Source organism: Mesorhizobium sp. LNJC405B00, from assembly GCF_000502615.1.
Lineage (GTDB): Bacteria > Pseudomonadota > Alphaproteobacteria > Rhizobiales > Rhizobiaceae > Mesorhizobium.
Genome location: NZ_AYWC01000005.1, coordinates 101,115 through 119,056 on the forward strand (window position 1 = coordinate 101,115; position 17,942 = coordinate 119,056).

At 63.2% G+C, this 17,942-nt stretch carries 15 protein-coding genes; 2 read left to right on the top strand and 13 right to left on the bottom strand.

All coding sequences use genetic code 11. The features are described 5' to 3' along the window. Positions 1 to 58: 58 nt before the first annotated feature. Complete coding sequence (locus X756_RS1000000166645; protein ID WP_023729648.1) at positions 59 to 1,150, top strand: acyltransferase; 1,092 nt, start codon at positions 59 to 61, stop codon at positions 1,148 to 1,150. 10 nt (positions 1,151 to 1,160) lie between these two features. Here the strand turns inward: X756_RS1000000166645 and X756_RS153525 are convergent, their stop codons facing one another. The 5 genes from X756_RS153525 to X756_RS153505 all read right to left on the bottom strand — a co-directional run bounded on the left by X756_RS153525 (position 1,161) and on the right by X756_RS153505 (position 8,502). Next, positions 1,161 to 2,444, bottom strand: a complete 1,284-nt coding sequence (locus X756_RS153525; RefSeq protein WP_023689977.1) for an O-antigen ligase — start codon at positions 2,442 to 2,444, stop codon at positions 1,161 to 1,163. Between the two features lie 275 nt (positions 2,445 to 2,719). Then, positions 2,720 to 3,547, bottom strand: a complete 828-nt coding sequence (locus tag X756_RS153520; RefSeq protein ID WP_023729649.1) for an SDR family oxidoreductase — start codon at positions 3,545 to 3,547, stop codon at positions 2,720 to 2,722. A gap of 96 nt (positions 3,548 to 3,643) precedes the next feature. Beyond that, complete coding sequence (locus X756_RS153515) at positions 3,644 to 4,129, bottom strand: acetone carboxylase subunit gamma (RefSeq protein WP_023729650.1); 486 nt, start codon at positions 4,127 to 4,129, stop codon at positions 3,644 to 3,646. Further along, the gene (locus X756_RS153510) at positions 4,126 to 6,330 is read right to left on the bottom strand and encodes a hydantoinase B/oxoprolinase family protein (RefSeq protein ID WP_023729651.1); all 2,205 of its coding nucleotides are present in this window, start codon (positions 6,328 to 6,330) and stop codon (positions 4,126 to 4,128) included. Before X756_RS153510 ends, X756_RS153515 begins: the two co-directional genes overlap by 4 nt. 12 nt (positions 6,331 to 6,342) lie before the next feature. Further along, positions 6,343 to 8,502 carry a hydantoinase/oxoprolinase family protein gene (locus X756_RS153505; protein ID WP_023729652.1) on the bottom strand — a complete coding sequence of 720 codons (2,160 nt, stop codon included), beginning with the start codon at positions 8,500 to 8,502 and terminating at the stop codon, positions 6,343 to 6,345. 110 nt (positions 8,503 to 8,612) lie between these two features. On the opposite strand from X756_RS153505, the gene X756_RS153500 reads away from it, so the two are divergent. Continuing rightward, the gene (locus tag X756_RS153500) at positions 8,613 to 9,392 is read left to right on the top strand and encodes a LuxR C-terminal-related transcriptional regulator (protein WP_023729653.1); all 780 of its coding nucleotides are present in this window, start codon (positions 8,613 to 8,615) and stop codon (positions 9,390 to 9,392) included. Between the two features lie 19 nt (positions 9,393 to 9,411). On the opposite strand, the gene X756_RS153495 is transcribed toward X756_RS153500, so the two are convergent. The 8 genes from X756_RS153495 to X756_RS153460 form a co-directional block, all read right to left on the bottom strand. Further along, positions 9,412 to 9,993, bottom strand: a complete 582-nt coding sequence (locus tag X756_RS153495; protein WP_023729654.1) for a DUF1349 domain-containing protein — start codon at positions 9,991 to 9,993, stop codon at positions 9,412 to 9,414. Between the two features lie 15 nt (positions 9,994 to 10,008). After that, complete coding sequence (locus X756_RS153490; RefSeq protein WP_023729655.1) at positions 10,009 to 11,448, bottom strand: aldehyde dehydrogenase family protein; 1,440 nt, start codon at positions 11,446 to 11,448, stop codon at positions 10,009 to 10,011. A gap of 164 nt (positions 11,449 to 11,612) precedes the next feature. After that, on the bottom strand, positions 11,613 to 12,098 hold the full coding sequence (locus X756_RS153485; protein ID WP_023729656.1) for a hypothetical protein: 486 nt from the start codon (positions 12,096 to 12,098) through the stop codon (positions 11,613 to 11,615). Positions 12,099 to 12,198: 100 nt separating this feature from the next. After that, positions 12,199 to 13,080, bottom strand: a complete 882-nt coding sequence (locus X756_RS153480) for an ABC transporter permease (protein WP_023729657.1) — start codon at positions 13,078 to 13,080, stop codon at positions 12,199 to 12,201. After that, complete coding sequence (locus tag X756_RS153475) at positions 13,077 to 14,036, bottom strand: ABC transporter permease (RefSeq protein ID WP_023689971.1); 960 nt, start codon at positions 14,034 to 14,036, stop codon at positions 13,077 to 13,079. The genes X756_RS153480 and X756_RS153475 overlap by 4 nt, the downstream gene beginning before the upstream one ends. Positions 14,037 to 14,073: 37 nt before the next feature. Then, positions 14,074 to 15,717, bottom strand: a complete 1,644-nt coding sequence (locus X756_RS153470) for an ABC transporter substrate-binding protein (RefSeq protein WP_023729658.1) — start codon at positions 15,715 to 15,717, stop codon at positions 14,074 to 14,076. A gap of 35 nt (positions 15,718 to 15,752) precedes the next feature. Then, complete coding sequence (locus X756_RS153465; RefSeq protein ID WP_023729659.1) at positions 15,753 to 16,529, bottom strand: DUF427 domain-containing protein; 777 nt, start codon at positions 16,527 to 16,529, stop codon at positions 15,753 to 15,755. Positions 16,530 to 16,544: 15 nt separating this feature from the next. Further along, the gene (locus tag X756_RS153460) at positions 16,545 to 17,903 is read right to left on the bottom strand and encodes an LLM class flavin-dependent oxidoreductase (protein WP_023729660.1); all 1,359 of its coding nucleotides are present in this window, start codon (positions 17,901 to 17,903) and stop codon (positions 16,545 to 16,547) included. Positions 17,904 to 17,942 lie beyond the last annotated feature (39 nt).

Consider the following 17,942-nt stretch of genomic DNA (forward strand, 5'->3'; position numbering starts at 1 on the left):
TCGTTCGCGCCAGGGTGCGGGCGGGAACTTCCGTTTTTCGACCGCTTGAAGGCATTCCATGCAGCCCGCCGCACCGCGCCACGTCTACCTCAATCTCGATGCCATCCGCGGCGTCGCGGCGATCAGCGTCATGCTCTACCACTTCTCGCCGTTTCTGGCCGCCGGCAAGGTGCTGCCGTCGAGCTATCTGGCGGTCGACTTGTTCTTCCTGCTCAGCGGCTTCGTCATCGCGCATGCCTATGACCGCAAGATCGAAAACGGCATGGGCTTCGGCACGTTCATGGCGATCCGCCTGATACGCCTCTACCCGCTCTACCTCGCCGGCACGCTGCTCGGTTTCTTCTATCTCATCGTCAAGAACCGGCTGATTCCGGCGGAATACATGCCGATCTCCGAGATCGGCACCATGCTGACGACCGGCATGTTCTTCATCCCGCTGGTCAGCGATGCCTATCACACGATCTTTCCGCTCAACCCCGCGTCGTGGTCGCTGTTCTTCGAGCTGATCGTCAACATAGCCTATGTCGCCGTCTTCTTCCTGCTGACGAAACGCGTGCTGAGCGCGCTCATCGCCGTCAGCCTGGTGTTGCTGGTGGTCGCCTCTATCATTGCCGGCACGCTCGACTTCGGCATGACCGGCTCGACCATCGTCAGCGGCCTGCCGCGCGTCTGTTTCTCGTTCTTCCTGGGCGTGCTGCTTTGCCGGTCCATGACACGCTTTCAAAGCGGGCTCGGCTTTCTGCGGCGCGGCTGGTGGATAGAGGTCGCGATCGCACTGACGCTCATCGTCTTTGCCATCGCGCCGGCCGGCGGCGCGCGCGTCGCCTACGATCTCGCCTGCGTCGTCCTGGTCTTCCCGGCGCTGGTGGTGGTCGGCACTATTGCGCCGACGGCGCCGCGCCTGTCAGGCCTCTATGGCTGGCTGGGGCGGATTTCCTACCCAATCTACATCATCCACACGCCGATGCTGATGATCATCGCCGGGGCGGGCAAGGCCGCAGCGATCGACCCGTTCGCGCATCATCCCTGGTTCGGCATCGTCATGGCGGTTTCCGTCATCGTCATCGCCGACATCGCCACGCGCCTCTATGACGAGCCGTTGCGCCGCTTCCTGCAGCGGCTGATGCTGCGCAAGCGCGCCGTCGCCTGAGATAAGCAAGTCAGACGCGCGCCGGCATGCGGCCGTTGGCGGTGTTCTCGTCCGGCACCGGAACATAGGCCCGCCTTGCCCTGGCGAGCGGCACCGGGCGCAGCTTGAACAGGCCGTAATAGACGATGAACGAGGCCATGAAATAGGGGCCGAGGATCTCGACCTCGAAGAAGGAGCGGATCAGCATCATGCCGACCGCGCCGGCGAGCACCACTGAATCGGCGCTCCAGTCACCGAACACCACCTTCGAAACATGGCCCCAGAAGGAGCGCAGGATGATCAGCGCCAGCATCGTCACGCCGATGAAGCCGAGCTCGACCAGCGTCTCGATATAGGTGTTGTGGAAATGGAAGCCGGTGCGGGTGGAGATGTAGAACTCGGCCCAGAGCCGTTCCGGATCGGCAAAACCCTGGATCCAGTAGGCGGCATAGCCATAACCGAGCACCGGACGCTGCTGCGCGGCGGCCCAGCCCTGTTCCCAGAGATAGGTGCGGCCGGTCAGCGTCGAATCCTTGCCGAAGATGCCGAGCACGACATCGAGCAGGCCAAGGTTCAGCGCAGCCATCACACCGCCGACCAGCGCCGTAGCGCCGACGACGAACAGCACGCGGCGGTAGCGGCGTGACAGAACCTTGCTCATGGCAAGCAAAGCAACGACACCGATCACCGCCGGAAGCGAAGCGACCGACGTCGCCGAGTGGGCGATCGCCAGCATATAGACCGACAGCAGGATGATCGGCGCGGTCCAGACGAAGCTCATCCAGTTGCGCCGGTAGAAGGCCAGAAAAGCGAAACAGAAGAAGATGCCGAGCGAGGCGAAGAAGCCTATCTGGTTCTTGGAGCCGAAGGCGCCGACGAAATTGGTGGTGCCGTCGATAGTGTCGAGCGCATAGGCGCCAACCTTCAGCGAATACAGCAGCACGATGAAGATGCCGATCAGCGAGCCCAGCACCAGCGTGCGCGTGCTGATGGTGCGCGCCGCGATGTAGGCGCACAGCATGTGGGAGAAATATTGCAGCCCCGCCCGCGCGCTGGTGCCGGCCGCTTGCGACCAGAACAGCGACAGGCAGACATAGGCCGCAAACAGCAGCGGCAGCCAGGCGCTGGAGAGATCGCGGGCGAAACGCCGGTAATCGACGAACAGCAGCGGCAGCCATACCAGATAGTAGGCGAGGATCAGGATCTGGCCGAAATTGGTGGAGTAGGCGAAGGCAAAGACCGACACCGCAACGGCGAAGGCGGCATAGGCCTTGTTGTTGTCCGGATCGATCAGAATGGATTTCGGGATCTTCATATCCGTACCGGATTTCTCATGCTGCCGCCTTTCGGCTGGGCTGAAGCGCCCATGGTCGGCTTTTCTGCGTCATGCGCGATCGCCGGAACCTGCCCTTGCCGGACCCCGATCAGCGGGCATCCATTGTGCAGTGCACAATATAACCTCTATCGCCTGTCACTCAATGGTAAATTTGCCGCGAGGGGTAAAGTTGCTGCAGGCAGGGCCAAAACGACCATGCAACCGACAAATGGCGTTAATGCGGCTCGCTCGTTCGAAAATTCAAACTGTGGCCGCTACCACAGCGCTCCGCCGGTGATCTGGATGTTTTCCATGGTGATGCCCTTGGCCAGATCCGAGCACAGGAACACGGCTAGAGCCGCGATTTCCTGCGGCTGCAGCATGCGCTGCTGGGGATTGCCCTTGGCGATCTCGGCCATCGCTTCCTCGGCGGTTCTGCCCTTGCCCTCACGCTCGACGACCTGCGCCACGTTGCGGCGCATCAGTTCGGTCTCGACCCAGGTCGGGCTGATCATGACGCAAGTGACACCGTGCGCGGCGCCTTCCAGCGCCACGCAGCGGGTAAGGCCGAGCAGCCCGGCCTTCGAGGCGCAGTAGGCCGGGTTGTCCTTCCAGCCGACGGAAGCCGCTGTCGAGCCGATGTTGACGATACGGCCCCAGCCGCGCTCGATCATGCCGGGCAGCACAGCTCGGGTGACGCGGAACGCTCCGCTCAGATTGGTGTCGACGATCTTGTCCCACAGTGCGTCGGAATGGCCGCAGACCGGCTGTTCGGCGGTGGTGCCCGCGGCATTGACCAGTATGTCTCCCGGGCCGATGGCGGCTTGTGCGTCAGCCGCAAACCGGTTGGTCACATCGCTGTCGCGGACATCGAGATGGGCGGCATAAACCCTGGTGCCGTGTGCCGACAGGGCCAACCGCACGCGCTCGATTTCATCGGCGCCGGGATAGTAGGCGGCGTCGGTTCTGTCGGCGCCGGCGGGGGCGATGTAGGAGCCGACCGCTACATTTGCGCCGGCCTGCGCCAACGCCGTCGCAATGGCGAAGCCCATGCCGGAAAACCCGCCGGTGACGATCGCGCTGCGGCCGGAAAGGTCTGTCATGGGCAGTGAATCTCCGATGCCGACGTTTGATGCCATAGTCTTAGACCCAGCCCGGTGACGAGCGCTACCTTGCCTGCAGCGCTGGTCACCACGTCGCTAAAGCGGTTTGCCCAGCCACTCGCGATAGAAGCCTTCGAGATCGGGTTCGAAATCATGCACGATCGGATAGCCGGGTGCTGCCGCCTCGACCTCGTGCATGGTGCCGCATTGCGGGCAGATGAATTCGCGGATTTCCATCCATTGCGGATCGGGGATATCGCTATTGGGATAGATCTCGCGCAGCGCTGCCTCGGTGTTGCGCACGTTGATCGCGGCCTTGAGCTTCCAGTTCTTGCGGTAGTCGCCGAAGGAGTGGCCGCATTCGCAACGGGTGATGCGCTCGTCGCCGCTCTGGCAGATGAACAGGTGATCCGAGACCGGCAGCAGGATCGGGTCCTTCCAGGTGACACGGTCCTGATAGACGGCGAGCATCTTGAAGAAGCGGTCGTCGTCCTTGTAGGCGCTCATGATGCGCTTTGTCTGCGGCCAGGGCAGCTTGCCGGCTGAGAGATCGCCGAGGACTTCCTTGCTGTATGAGGTCATGGCTTTGCTCCCGGCATGAAGATCGATCTGGCGTCGACGGTCCAGAAATCACTGAAATCCCTGGTGAAGCGCGACGATAGCTTGATCGCGCTGGCATACATTTTCTTCACCTCGGGCGCGAAGTCGGCCTTCTCGACACGGCCGCGTTCGGCAGCGATCCAGTCCGAAACCGGGATCGCCTTGGCCAGACGCTCTCTGCGCATGGCGGCACGACGTTCGACGGTGGCGTCGATATCGGCAACCGGATAACCCTCGGCGTCGTCCTTCAGCACGATGCCGAAAATCTGGATCGCCGCCTGGCGGGTGAGAAAACCGTTCTCGACATCCCAGGCGGTCTTGACCGGATCGCGCTCCAGCACGTCGCCGTAGCCGCCGCCACCATTGTAGGAATGGCTGAAGATGTCCCCCGACTTGTGCGGCGAGGTGATGTAGGGGCCTTCGACCACGGCATGGTCGCCGCCGATGTTCTTCTCGTAGTCGGAGACATGCGGATCGATACCTGGGGCATGCGCGAGCGGTTCGCCTTTTGCCGCCAGTTCGTGGATGTTGGAGTTGCGCACCGCGCGATGCTTCTGGCAGGTCGGCGCGGGATAACCGCCGCACATGCCGCCATTGTCGAATACCCGCGAGGAGTGTTCCGAGGTGTGCAGTCGCAGGTGCGAGGTCTTGTTGATCAGCCAGGTCGAGACGAAGGAACAGCCGCCGCGATATTTGCCGACGCCGCCCGAATTGGGCATGATCGAGCGGCCGATATAGACCATCGGCATCGACTGTTCCCAGACCTCAATGTTGCCCATGTCGGATTCCGGATTCCAGCCGACATAGGCGGTGTCGAGGCCATCGGCGATGGCGAGCGCGCCGGAGCCGGCGGCGGCGCATTCGAAATGCGCCATGCCGAACGGCGTGCCGTACTGGCTTTCGCCGCCCATCTCGATCATCGGGCTGTTGACCTGGCCGACGAAGGCTTCCTCGACGAAGCCGCGCGCGACGAAGCCGCGCGACAAAAGTCGCTGGAACACGCCATAGGCCGGCAGCAGCAGCGCCCAGGATGTGGCGGTCGCCACCATCTCATTGTCGGGATTGGTCCAGGTGCCGTGCGGCAGCTTCAGCTCGGTCGCCATCCAGGCGCCGTCATTGACCAGGCCCTCGAAATTCATGTGCTGGGTCAAGGTGACGAACATGCCGCCATCCATGCCGGCCGGCGTGCAGTTCATCGAATGGTAGCCCCAGGGCTGCGTGCCCTCGAAGTCCATGGTGATCTTGCCGTCGGTGGTGATCTCCATCTCGATCGGGATGTTGTAGAGCCAGTCGGGATCGCCAAGCAGCTGGAAGCCGGGCTTGCCCGTCGTGACATGGCCATAGAAGGTGTGGCCGCGATAGATGCCGGGCACGGTGAGCTGGCGGGTGCGGGCGAGCTGGGCACGACGACCCTCCTCAATGAACTCCTTCGATACCTTCATCCAGTAGTCGAGGCCGATCTCCGAGATCAGCTGCTTGACGCTTTCGCGCATGTCGATGCAGGAGGCGACCTTGGCCTTCTCGTCGAGCACCCAGTAGATCGGCATGCGTAGATTGCGCTCGCAGCGGATGACGTAGTCGCGGCGGATCTCGTCATTCTCGCCGATCTTCTCGGCGCAGACGAACAGGCCTTCGGTGAAGCGCTCCTGCGCCAGGCAGACGTCGCCGCCGGGCGTGATGCCGCCGGCTTCGAGCTCGTGGCAGACCGCACCGGCCCAGCCGACCAGCGTGCCTTCATGGAAGATCGGCACCACGTCCATGACGTCGGGCACCTGCACTGTGCCGATGAAGGCATCGTTGTTGGCAAAGATGTCGCCTTCGCGGATCTTCGGGTTTTCCTCGTAGTTGTTCTCGATCATCCATTTGATGAAGCGGCTCATCGTGTGGACGTGGACCATGATGCCGTTGGACAGCGCGATCGCATCGCCCTCGGGCGTATAGATCGCCACCACCATTTCGCCGACTTCGCGCACGCCGGGCGAGGCCGAGATGCGGCGGGCCATTTCGCGGGCCGAGACGCAATAGGCACGCAGCTTGGTGTGCAGCGTCTCGAATTTCAGCGGGTCCTGGTTGCGTAGCGTGAGCTCGGTGATGCCGTCATAGCAGCCGGTCTCTTCCATCAGCCGTTCTGAATCGAGCAGCCGTTCGCGAAGGCGCAGGGCCGAGGCAGGTCTGTCCAACATGGCGGTGCCCTTTCAAGAATGGGTGTAATGCAGCAGCGTCCACTCATCGACGTGGACACGGTCCTGCGGATGAACAACGAGCGTGGTGGCGGGATGTTCGATGATGGCCGGACCGATCACCTCATGACCGGGCTGCAGTAGGTCCATCTCGTAGAGATTGGCCTTGTGCCAGCGTCCCCCGATATAGGCCTCGCGCACGCCCTTGTGCGCTGCTGCCGGGGCCGACTTGCCGAGCGGGCGCTTCAAGAGCACCGGCTTGACCTTGTCGGCGGTGGCGATCAATCCGAGCTCGGTGATGGTGAAGCCGGCTTCGCCATAGCGCGAAACGCGATGGTTGACCTTGGCGTAGACCGCCTCGAACTCGTCGATGACCCTACGCATGTCGTCAGCCGAATTGACCTCGGCAAGCGGTGCCATGACCTCGACATCCTCGAGCTGGCCGGTGTAGCGCATCATCAGGAACGGCACGGTCTTGATCTTGTCTCTGATATGGCCGTCGCTGATCATCTCGTTGACCGCCGCCTTGGTGAGATCATTCCAGACGTCGGTGACCTTCTTGCCGAAAGCGAGCAGCTCGTTATCGCTTGCGCGGGCGCCGATGTCGTGCTGCGTCGACACCGAATGCCGACGCATGAAATCGGCGGTGGTGCAGCCGAAGGCCGAGAAGGCGGCGGCAAACTGGAAGGTGATGATGTCCTTGAAGCCGATGCCCCTGGAGCAGCCGGCCAGATGCAGCGGACCCGAGCCGCCATAGGACAGCAGCGTGAATTCCGAGGGATGGATGCCCTGGCCGGAAATGACCCGGCGCAGCGCGTTGTTGGCATCGGCTTCCAGCATGTCGATCATGCCTTCGGCAGCCTCCTCGACCCCGACGCCAAGGATGCTGGAGCATTTTTCCTCAAACGCTTTGCGCGCCTTCTCGACCTGCAAGACGACCTTGCCGCCGAGGAAATAATACGGGTTGAGGCGGCCTAGTATGGCGTCGCAATCGGCGATGGTGGGTTCAGTGCCGCCCTTGGCGAAGCAGATGGGGCCGGGGTCGGAACCGGCGCTTTCCGGCCCGAGCGAGACTTTCTTGGTCAGCGGGTCGACCTTGAGGATCATGCCGGCGCCGGCGCCGATCGTGTCGAGATGCAACGTCGGCACGTTGAGCTTGAAACGGTCCATCAGCGGCTCGTTCTCGATCCGCGTCTGGCCGCGCGAAATGACGCCCATGTCGAAGGAGGTGCCGCCCATGTCCGAGCAGATCAGGGAGTCGTTGCCGATGAGCTTGCCGACATAGGCCGCGCCGAGAATACCGCCGATCGGGCCCGAAATCATGGTTTCGTGCAGGCGCGGATGATTGATCGAGGTCAGGCCGCCAAAGGAGAGCAAAGTCTGCACGCCGTATTTGAAGCCGTATTTCTTCGAGACGTCCTCGATACCCCTAAGCTGCTTGCGGCCGCGCGACGTCGCGTAGGCCTCGATCAGCACCGAGTTCAGCCGCGACTGTTCGCGAATGACCGGGCGGACTTCGTGGCTGGTGTAGACGAGAATGTCGGCGCCGGCCTTCTGCACTTCCTCGCGGCAGATCTCGGCGATGCGCTTCTCGTGCACCGGATTGACGTGCGAGAAGATGGTCATGATGCAGATCGCCTCGACCTTGTCGGCGATCAGCTTCCTGGCTGCAGTCGCGACCTCATGCTCGTAGAGCGGCAGCACGATGTCGCCGAACTGGTCGATGCGCTCGGTGACGCCATGGGTGCGGCGGCGTGGCACCAGCGGATCGGGATGGTGGTGGGTGACCGCATGCAGCCTGTCGGCATAGGAATAGTCGGCCCAGGCCTGCAGGCCGCGGCCCATCAGGATCATGTCTTCCAGACCCTTGGTGGTGATCAGGCCGAGTCGGCGGCCGGTGCGCGACAGCAGCGTGTTGAGCATGCCAGTGCCGGAATAGAGCACGACGTTGACGCCGGAAAAGAGCTGCTCCAGCGAGATGCCCCAGGCATCGGCCGCATCCTCGGCCGAGGCCAGGAAACCCTCGGCCTCGTTCTTCGGCGTGGTTGCCGACTTGCCGATCTTGAAGTGGCCGTCCTGGTCGACAAGGATCGTGTCGGTCATGGTGCCGCCGGCGTCGATGCCGATGACGATTGGATTGCCGACGATGGGGCTGGTGAGGTTGGGTTGGGTCACGGTCGCCTCAGGATTGCTCTAGGATGGCTCAAGCTAGATTCCTTGGGCGGCCTTGCGCCATATGCCAAAAGACACAATGACTGCCGGACCGGGATCGCCGAGAAAAGGGCATGCGCATGGGCAATATCTGGGGGCCGCTCGCCAGGGCGATTGCCGCCGCCGGTACGGACAGGCATGTCGACTGCCTGATTGACCTGATCGGAGCCGATATCGAGCACGATCTCGTCACCGTGACCCGATATTCGGCGACGCAGACGCCGGAATTCATCAAGCACCGGCGCTTCTCCGACGAGATGGTCCGGCGCTATCTCGACAATTACTACGTCTTCGACCCGTTCTATGCCTCGTGGCGGCGTGAACGCCGGCTGGGCATCCTGCCGCTGAAGCGGCTTGCCGACGACGAAGCCAAACGGGGCCAGTACATAGCCGGCTTCCTGGCGCAGTCGGAGATCTGCGACGAGGTCGGCATCATGCTGGCCGATGGCGGCGACTGGTGCCTCGGCATCTTCCTCGACCGCTCGACCTCCACCTTCAAGGAGAGCGAGATCGCCCTGCTGGACGAGCGGCTGCCGGTGTTCGGGGCCTTGCATGCGCTCGACATCAAGGCGCGCGGCACCGAGTTCTCTCGCACATGGGCGCCGACCGGCCCCGGCGCCTCGCCCCGGCAGGAGCCGACCATCCCGGCGAGCCTGTGGCCGGAGCTGTCGCTGCGCGAGCGGGAATTGGTGCAGTTGATCCTGGCGGGACATCCGACCGCCAACATCGCGGAACGGCTCGGCATCGCCGTCGGCACGGTGAAGAACCACCGCCGCCGCATCTACGAGAAGCTCGACATAACCACCGAACGGGAGCTGTTTTTGCAGTTCTTCCAGCATCAGGCAGACGGTTAGTCCGCCATCGATATGGCCGTCAGTCGTGCAATTGCCTGGAAATCGGCGGGCCGACAGTAAAGCCGGAGAATGTTACCTCAAACCCTTCGCGCTGCGGCGAGCAGCACATCATGCCGACATCGACGGATTTGGAGATCGGGAAATAAGCCAGCCGCACCGGCTTCCACTTGCCATCGGTGGTATCAAGATATTGGATGCGGATCGCCTCGGCATGGCGGGTCAGCCGGATGCGCACGCCGTCGGGGCCGGTGGGAATGCTGAGCAGCGACCAGTCCGAGGTGTCGTTGGTGACCACCACCGAAAAGTAAGCCAGCCCGTCGGTGTATTCGATGCCGGCCTTGATCCAGTGCGTTTCACTCAGCCGCAGCATCAGCCCGGCCTGGTCGTAGAGCACCTTGTAGTCGCCCTTGACGGTGACTTCGGCGCTGAAGTCACCCTCGACCGGCCGATACAGGAAATGGCCATTGTCACGCCAGAAACCGTAAAAGGTTTCGCGCCAGAAGTCGGTTTCCCCGCCGGTGCGCACATGCACGATGCCATCGCCGAAGGCATGGTGCGGCGGCGGGTTGAGCCAGGTCAGGGCCTCTTTCGCCGCTGCCATCGGGTCACCCGTCGATCAGCCGGCGAATGTATAGGCTGTCTTCACCGTGGTGTAGAACTCCGCGGCATAGCGGCCCTGCTCGCGCGGGCCGTAGCTCGATCCCTTTCGGCCACCGAACGGGACGTGGAAATCGACGCCGGCGGTCGGCAGATTGACCATCACCATGCCGGCCTCGGAATTGCGCCGGAAATGCGTGGCATGCTTGAGGCTAGAGGTGCAGATGCCGGAGGTCAGGCCGAAGGGGGTGTCGTTGGCAACCGCAAGCGCCTCGTCATAGTCCTTGACGCGAATGACGTTGGCTACCGGCCCGAAGATTTCTTCCCGCGAAATGCGCATGGCGTTGGTGCTCTCGGTAAACAGCGCCGGCCGGAGGTAGAAGCCGGGCGTTTCGCGATCGAGCCGCTCGCCGCCGAAGGCAAGGTTGGCGCCTTCCTGGCTGCCGATGGCGATGTAATCCTCGTCCTGCTTCAGCTGGCTCGCATCGACGACGGGCCCGATCTGGGTCTTGGCATCAAGCGCATCGCCGATGACGAGTTTTTCCAGACGCTCCTTGAGCGCGGCGACGAAGCGGTCGTGAATGCCCTCGGTCACCACCAGGCGCGACGATGCCGTGCAGCGCTGGCCGGTCGAGAAATAGGCGCCGTTGATGGCGCACTCGACAGCCGTGGCGAGGTCGGCGTCGTCGAGCACAACCATCGGGTTCTTGCCGCCCATTTCGAGCTGGAACTTGCGCATGTGCTCGACGCTTGCCGCGGCGACGCGTTTGCCGGTGCCGACCGAGCCGGTGAAGGTGATGGCGTTGAGGTCGGGGCTGTCAAGCATGGCCTGGCCGACCACCGAGCCCTTGCCCATGACCAGGTTAAGCACGCCTTTCGGCAAGCCGGCGCGGTGCAGGATGTCGACGATGGTCCAGGCGCTTTCAGGGACGAGTTCGGCCGGCTTGAAGACGATGGTGTTGCCGTGGGCGAGCGCCGGCGCGATCTTCCAGGTGGGAATGGCGATCGGGAAATTCCATGGCGTGATGATGCCGACGACACCGACAGCTTCACGGGTGATCTCGACGCCGACGCCGGGCCGAACGCTGGGTACCAGTTCGCCCGACAGGCGCAGCGTCTCGCCGGCGAAGAAATCGAAGATCTGGGCGGCGCGGATGGTCTCGCCAATGCCTTCGGCCAGCGTCTTGCCCTCTTCGCGCGACAGCGCGCGGCCGATCTCTTCCTTGCGCGCCATGATCTCGTCCGACGCCTTTTTCAGCACGGCATGGCGCACCAGCGGCGCCGAGCGCGACCAGGCCGGGAAGGCGGCTTTGGCCGCCGCGATGGCCTGCTTTGCCTGTTCGGCGCCGGCCGAAGCATATTCGCCAACGACGTCGTCAGTGTTCGAGGGATTGATGTTGCGCGAGCCGACCTCGCCTACCCACTCGCCATCGATCAGATTTTTACGGAACAGGCTCATGTCGCGGTTTCCTTGTATTGGTTCGCTGGGGTGCCGTATGCCTGAATCATTTATCAGACAAATGACGACACTGTGAGGGCTGAAATCTGGCTGCGGACTGGATAGCCGATGGCGCGCGGCTATGAAAGCCGCGGCCTCAAGATGGACAATATGAAGCGGCCCTGTCAGGTCGGAAAGGTCCAGAATAGGCAGGCCAGCGTCGCTGCTGCGAAGATGACGAAGAACAGGCTCCTGAGCAGGATGTTGCGGCGCAGCTCGTTCATGGTGAAATGGCTGCCGACGATGGCCGCGGCGAACAGGAAACGCCAGTTCAGGAGCGCCCACAGCACGCTGCTTTGGCCAAAAGCCCAGCGGGCGACGAGACAGCCGACAATCGTGGCGAACAGGGCAATCACCGCCCAGAACAGCGCATCCGCAGCATGGGTCAAGACGATGCCGGCGGCCCGGATCGGCAGGATCATCATCAGCATAGCGCTGAAGAAGTAGACGGCGGCGAGCGGCAGGAACGAGCCGGCATCGGCAATACCGTCCAGCCGCCTCACGCCGATCGCGCCATAGGGATAGCCGTGCCTAGCCACCGCCAGGCTGAGCGCCATGAGCAATGCGGTGAGCACCGCGACCAATGCGAATGTAATGAGGGCCTTGCTCATGCCGTTCCTTGCTTTGAGGCCCTGTCAGAGCCGAATCACGAGGAACGATTTTAGCGCACGGTCCGCGATTGCGCGTCAGCTTTGCTGAGCGTTCCGCTCTTCATCGATCGCTGTTTTCGAAGGCGCCCATGCCTTGCGCGATCAGATTGGTTGCCATGACAAGCGAAACGATGGCCGCCGAGTTGAAGATCACCACCCACCATTTGCCGCCGGTCAGGAAGCCGTAGCCGTCGGCGACCGCCAGTCCCCAGTCGGCTGAAGGCGGCTGGATACCGAGGCCGAGAAAGCTCAGCGTGGCGATTGAAAAGAAGGCGTAGCCGAGCCGTGTGACCAGTTCGATGAGGATGGTCTCCCTGACGTTGGGCAGGATCTCAAGGAACATGATGGCAAGAGCGCTCTCGCCGCCGAGACGAGCGGCGCTGACATAGTCGCGTTCGCGCTGCTCGCGCACGGCGGCACGCACCGTCCGTGCCACCAGCGGGGCATAGGCGATGCCGATCACAAGGATGACGGTGAGGTTCGATGGCCCAAGCGCGACCAGCGCCATGGTGACGAGGACGATGAAGGGAAAGGCCATCAGCGTGTCGAGCAGCCTGGCGCCGATGGCGTCGATCAGCCCGTCGAAATAGCCGAGCACGAGGCCAAGCACGCTGCCGGCGGCAACGCCGAGCAGTGTTGCTGCCGGCGCGACCAGCAGGATGTCACGCGAGCCGACGACGATGCGCGACAGCACGTCGCGGCCAAGTTGGTCGGTGCCGAACCAGTGCGCGGCATCAGGCGGCGCCAGCATGACGAGGAAATCCTCGGCATAGGGATCGTAGGGCACAAACAGGCTGCCTAACACGGCGCAGCCGACCCAGAACAGCAGGATCAGCGATCCAACGATCACCGAGGGCGGCAGCTGCGAAACAGTCTCGCGGATGCGACTTGCTGCCCGCCAGCCCAGCTTACGGCGCTCCGGCAATTCCATCAGTTCCATCATGGCGACACACGGCGGCGCTGCCGCGGATCGAGCAAGGCATTCACGAGATCGCCTGCCGCGGCCGACAGCACGAAGATGGTCGCCATGACCAGCACGCCGGCTTCGAGCATCGGGAAGTCACGCGACTTGGCGGCGTTGAGCACCAGATTGCCGAGACCCTGTATGCCGAACAGCGCTTCGATGACCACCAGCCCGCCAAGCATGTAACCGGTCTGCGTCGCGAGCACGGCGATGGTCGGCGTCAGCGCATTGCGCAGCACGTGCCGGATGAGGATTTCGCGACGCTCGAGGCCTTTCAGGACGGCGGTGCGCGTATAGTCGGCGGCCAGCGCCTCGATCACGCCGGCCCGCGTCATGCGGGCGATGTAGCCGGCAAGGTTCAGCACCAGCGGCAGCGCCGGCAGGATCAGGTAATAGCCACTGACCCAGAGCCCGGCGCCATCGGGAGCAGCGCCCGTGATCGGGAACCAGTTCAGCCACAGGCCGAAGACGATGAGCAACAGCAGGCCGGAGACGAAGTCCGGGACAATGCCGAAGGACACGCCGGCGAGTACGATCAGGCGGTCGATAAAGCGGCCTTGGTTGAGACCGGCGACGATGCCGGCGCCGATGCCCAGCGGCAGCAGAAAGACGAGGATAATTCCGGCAAGGGCCGCCGAGCGCTTGAGGCTTTCCAGAACGAAGGGCGCCACCGGCAGACGCAGCGACAGGGAGGTGCCGAAGTCGCCTGACAGCACGCTGCTGAACCAGTGCCAGTATTGCACGAGCACCGGCTGGTCGGCGCCGAGCTGCCTGTTCAGCGCCGCGACGGCCTCGGCATCGGCGAACGGCCCGAGCATGAGGCGACCGACATCGCCGGGCAGAACCTGCCCGGCGAAGAACACCAGCATGCTGACCAGCCACAGCGTGAGCAGAAGCGAGGCTGCCCGCACCGACACAGTGCGGCCGGTCAGCATCGGATTTTAGTGCCCGGAGTGGCTGGACGTCTCGCAATCATGCCTGGGCGAACGTCACGCGGTCGAGCAGCAGATGCGAGATCGCCGTGAAGCGGACGCCCTCGACCTTCGACGAGACGATGCGGCTGTATTGCGAGAAGTAGCTGATGACCAGCGGCGTCTCGTCCAGCAGCAAGGTCTGGATCTTGCCCGCGGCAAGGCGTTGAGCCTGAAGGTCGCGGGCCTTGCCATATTCGAGCAGCAGCCCGTCATAGGCCGGGTTGTTGAAATGCGCCGCATTCCAGGCGCCCGAACTCTTCAGCGTCGCGTTGAGGAAGATGTCGGGCGTGCCGCGATGTCCGAAATCGGTAATGCCGAGATTGGAATCGAGCCATGGCGACGAGCCGAACTTCGCCGAGCCATAATAGGCGTCCTGCGGCAGCACGTTGAGCTTGATGTCGATGCCGGCCTTCTTGGCAAAATTCTGGATCAGCACGGCATAATCGGGAATGTCATAGGCGCGCTCGGTGGTCAGCGTCACCGGGAAGCCGTTCGGCACGCCGGCTTCGCCAAGCAGGCGCTTGGCCTCGGCGATGTCCTGCTTGCGCTGCGGCACCGACGGATCGGCCGAGGGGAAGATCGGCGCGAACGGGGTGTCGTTGCCGACGATGGCGCGGCCCTTGAGCAAGCCCTTGACCACCGCCTCGCGGTCGATGGTGAGCGCCAAGGCGCGGCGGATGCGCTTGTCGGTGAACGGCGCCTGGTCGGTCCTCAGATGCACCTCGTCATGCGAACTTGCCTGCACGCTGAGCAGCTTGAAGTTGGGATTGCCCTCGATCGCCAATTCCAGCCGGGTCGTGCTCGGGATGACGTCGAGCTGGCCGGCCTGCAGCGCCAGCACCTGCGCCTGCTCGTCGTCGAAGAACTTGATTTCGACGCGGTCGGGCAGCGCCTTGTCGCCCCAATAATCAGGGTTGCGCACGAAGCTGGCGCCCTGCTTGGGGCGGAAGGATTCGAGCTTGAACGGGCCGGTGCCGTTGAAATTCTTCTCGAAATCGCCGGCATAGTCGGCCGGCAGGATGACGGCATTGTAGACGTCGGACGAGACATAGAAGGGGAAGTTGCTGTTGGGCCCGTCGAGATCGAAGGCGACTGTCTGGTCGTCGACGACCTTGGCGCCGCCCTTGGACAGGATGCCCTTATAGGCCGACAACGCGGACGAACCGCTGGCCGGATCGACCAGCCGCTCGAAGCTCGCCACCACATCCTTGGCGGTGACGGTGCGGCCGTCGTGGAATTTTACGCCCGGCCGCAATTTGAAGGTCCAGCGGCTAGCGGTCTCGTCGGCCTCCCACGACAGAGCGAGCTTGGGCTGCAGACCGTCCTTGGGATCGTCGAGGATGAGATATTCGCCGACCTGGCTGATGACGCCGATGCTGGCCGGATCGGTGATGGAGACGGGATCGATCGCCTTGGTCGGCTGTCCGAGCCCAACGCGGACCGTGCCGCCGGCGCCGGCAGCGCGCGCCGTGCCGAAACCAGCAAGTCCCTGCGAGGCGGCAAAGCCGGTGAGGCCGATCAAGGCTGCGTATTTCAGCAGATCGCGGCGCTTGAGGAAGCCGGCCTGGTGCTCATCGACGGCGACGTTCCAGATGTCGCCGGACAGATTGCGAAGCGTATTGATGTCGTTGCGTTTGGTCATTCTGGAACCCCTGTCTGAAATGACTGTTGAATGGCTTAAGCGACTGGTTCGCCGTCGAGATGGATGCGGTCGACGGCTTGCGGGTAAAAGGCGATGAGGCCCCTGATCTTGGGCATTTCGGCAATGGGATCGCGGTAGCTCCAGGCGACATCGGGGCTCACCGAGCCGTCGGCGCGCCGGCCCGACCAGTAGGAGGCGATGCCTTTGTAGGGACAGCGCGTCGTGCTGTCCGAGTCGACCAGACGGTCGAGCCTGACATCGTCCGGATGCAAATAGAAACGCGTCGGCAGATGCGTTTCGAACAGCAGCACCGGGCGATGGCTGTCGGCGATCACTTCGCCGTCGAACCAGATCTGGACATGGCTTGAACTCTGCAGAGCGTCGATGCGGGCGTATGGGTCGCGGGCGTGGACGAAGACTTCTTCCTCCTCCTCGAACCATTGGTCGACCGCTTTCCAGGTGAAGGCGATGCGGCCGGCCAGTGGCGACAGGCTTTCATCCTGCGGCGCGACAAACGACCAGGCCGCATTGGGAGAAGCTTTCGATCCCGTCTCCAGGTCCCAATAGGTGGTTTCGCCGCCGACTGGATGCGGCTGGCGATGCTCGGACGGCTTCAAGAGCGAGCGGTCCACCGAGGAGGCCGGGAAGAAATAGCTCGGCAGAAAATGGTTGGAGCGCAGCACCAGGACGTTGCGGCTGTCGGCGATGGTGCGGCCGGCGAATTTGACCCGAATGCGCTTGGGGCTGTGCAGAACATTGATGAGCTGCGGAGCCGTGGCTTCGCGGGGCTGAAGTTTTGGCGCTGCGGTCATATCAGTTGCCCCAAGTCAGGATACGGCGCGCACATTGTCGCGCTGTTCGGCGAAGCGGTTGGCCGGCCGAGCCAAGCCGAAACGATCACGCAGCGTCCCCGGCGCATATTCGGTGGGGAATACGCCGCGGCGCTGCAGTTCCGGCACGACCTGCTCGGCAAAATTCACCCAATCCTCCGGGAGCAGCGGGAACATCAGGTTGAAGCCGTCGGTGGCACCTGCCTCGAACCAGTCCTGCAGCTGATCGGCGATCTGGTTCGGTGTGCCGACGACGGTCGGCACCGAACCGCTGTTGGCGAGCTTGCGAGCGATCTCGCGCAGAGTGAGGTTCTGCTTCGACCATTCCTTGACGCGATTGAGCGAGGTGCGGCCGCCATTGAAGGTGCTCTCGTCCGGCAGCGGCGGCAGCGGGCCGTCCGGCGGATATACGGAGAGATCGACGCCGCTCCAGCTCGAGAGAAGGTCGATGCCGACCCGATCGGGAAGCAAGCTCTGCAGATACTCCTGCCGCTCGCGTCCCTCCGCTTCGGAAGCTGCGACGATCGGCAGGATGCCCGGCAGGATCTTGAAGCTCTCGGGCTTGCGGCCGTAACGGGCGAGGCGCTCGTTGATGTCCTGCCTATATTTGATGCCGTCTTCCTTGGTGCTGTAGATGGCAAAGTGCGCATCGGCATGCGCGGTAGCGAAATTCTTGCCGTCTTCGGACGAGCCGGCCTGGACGATCAGCGGATGGCCCTGCGGCGGGCGCGAGACATTGAGCGGTCCGCGCACCTTGAAGTGCGGGCCCTTGTGGTTGATCGCATGGACCTTGTCGGGATCGGCGAAATAGCCCGATGCCTTGTCGATAAGCAGGGCTTCGTCTTCCCAGCTGTCCCACAGTGCCTTGACGATATCGAGGAATTCGGTGGCGCGCTCATAGCGAAAGGCGTGCTCGATATTGCCGTCGCGGCCGAAATTGCGGGCCTCCTCGTCCATGGCCGACGTCACCACATTCCAAGACGCCCTGCCCTTGCTGATATGGTCGAGCGAGGCAAACATGCGGGCGACATTGTAGGGCTCGCTGTAGGAGCTCGAGGCGGTGGTGATGAGGCCGATATGCCTGGTCACGCCGGCAAGCGCCGACAACAGCGTCAGCGGTTCCAGGCGGGCATTGGCGTAATGGGCTACGCCGCTCTGTACGGAATCCCAGATCGCAACATGGTCGGCGACGAAGATCGTATCGATCCTGGCGCGCTCGGCAGACTGGACGAGATCGCGGTAGAAGTCGAAGTCGAGCACTTCGCGGCCGGGCGCGCGCGGATGGCGCCATGACATACGATGATCGCCCTGCGGGTTGAAGAAAAACGCGCTGAGGATCATGTGGTCGCGTGCCATGTCGGCCTCCTTGCAGAACTGCTCCAAGGGACCGTCGCG

What these genes read in the sequence shown, in the direction of transcription:
- X756_RS1000000166645 (WP_023729648.1), top strand. Translation starts at nt 59, where the DNA reads ATGCAGCCCGCCGCACCGCGCCACGTCTACCTCAATCTCGATGCCATC.
- X756_RS153525 (WP_023689977.1), bottom strand. Translation starts at nt 2,444, where the DNA reads ATGAAGATCCCGAAATCCATTCTGATCGATCCGGACAACAACAAGGCC.
- X756_RS153520 (WP_023729649.1), bottom strand. Translation starts at nt 3,547, where the DNA reads ATGACAGACCTTTCCGGCCGCAGCGCGATCGTCACCGGCGGGTTTTCC.
- X756_RS153515 (WP_023729650.1), bottom strand. Translation starts at nt 4,129, where the DNA reads ATGACCTCATACAGCAAGGAAGTCCTCGGCGATCTCTCAGCCGGCAAG.
- X756_RS153510 (WP_023729651.1), bottom strand. Translation starts at nt 6,330, where the DNA reads ATGTTGGACAGACCTGCCTCGGCCCTGCGCCTTCGCGAACGGCTGCTC.
- X756_RS153500 (WP_023729653.1), top strand. Translation starts at nt 8,613, where the DNA reads ATGCGCATGGGCAATATCTGGGGGCCGCTCGCCAGGGCGATTGCCGCC.
- X756_RS153495 (WP_023729654.1), bottom strand. Translation starts at nt 9,993, where the DNA reads ATGGCAGCGGCGAAAGAGGCCCTGACCTGGCTCAACCCGCCGCCGCAC.
- X756_RS153490 (WP_023729655.1), bottom strand. Translation starts at nt 11,448, where the DNA reads ATGAGCCTGTTCCGTAAAAATCTGATCGATGGCGAGTGGGTAGGCGAG.
- X756_RS153485 (WP_023729656.1), bottom strand. Translation starts at nt 12,098, where the DNA reads ATGAGCAAGGCCCTCATTACATTCGCATTGGTCGCGGTGCTCACCGCA.
- X756_RS153480 (WP_023729657.1), bottom strand. Translation starts at nt 13,080, where the DNA reads ATGATGGAACTGATGGAATTGCCGGAGCGCCGTAAGCTGGGCTGGCGG.
- X756_RS153475 (WP_023689971.1), bottom strand. Translation starts at nt 14,036, where the DNA reads ATGCTGACCGGCCGCACTGTGTCGGTGCGGGCAGCCTCGCTTCTGCTC.
- X756_RS153470 (WP_023729658.1), bottom strand. Translation starts at nt 15,717, where the DNA reads ATGACCAAACGCAACGACATCAATACGCTTCGCAATCTGTCCGGCGAC.
- X756_RS153465 (WP_023729659.1), bottom strand. Translation starts at nt 16,529, where the DNA reads ATGACCGCAGCGCCAAAACTTCAGCCCCGCGAAGCCACGGCTCCGCAG.
- X756_RS153460 (WP_023729660.1), bottom strand. Translation starts at nt 17,903, where the DNA reads ATGGCACGCGACCACATGATCCTCAGCGCGTTTTTCTTCAACCCGCAG.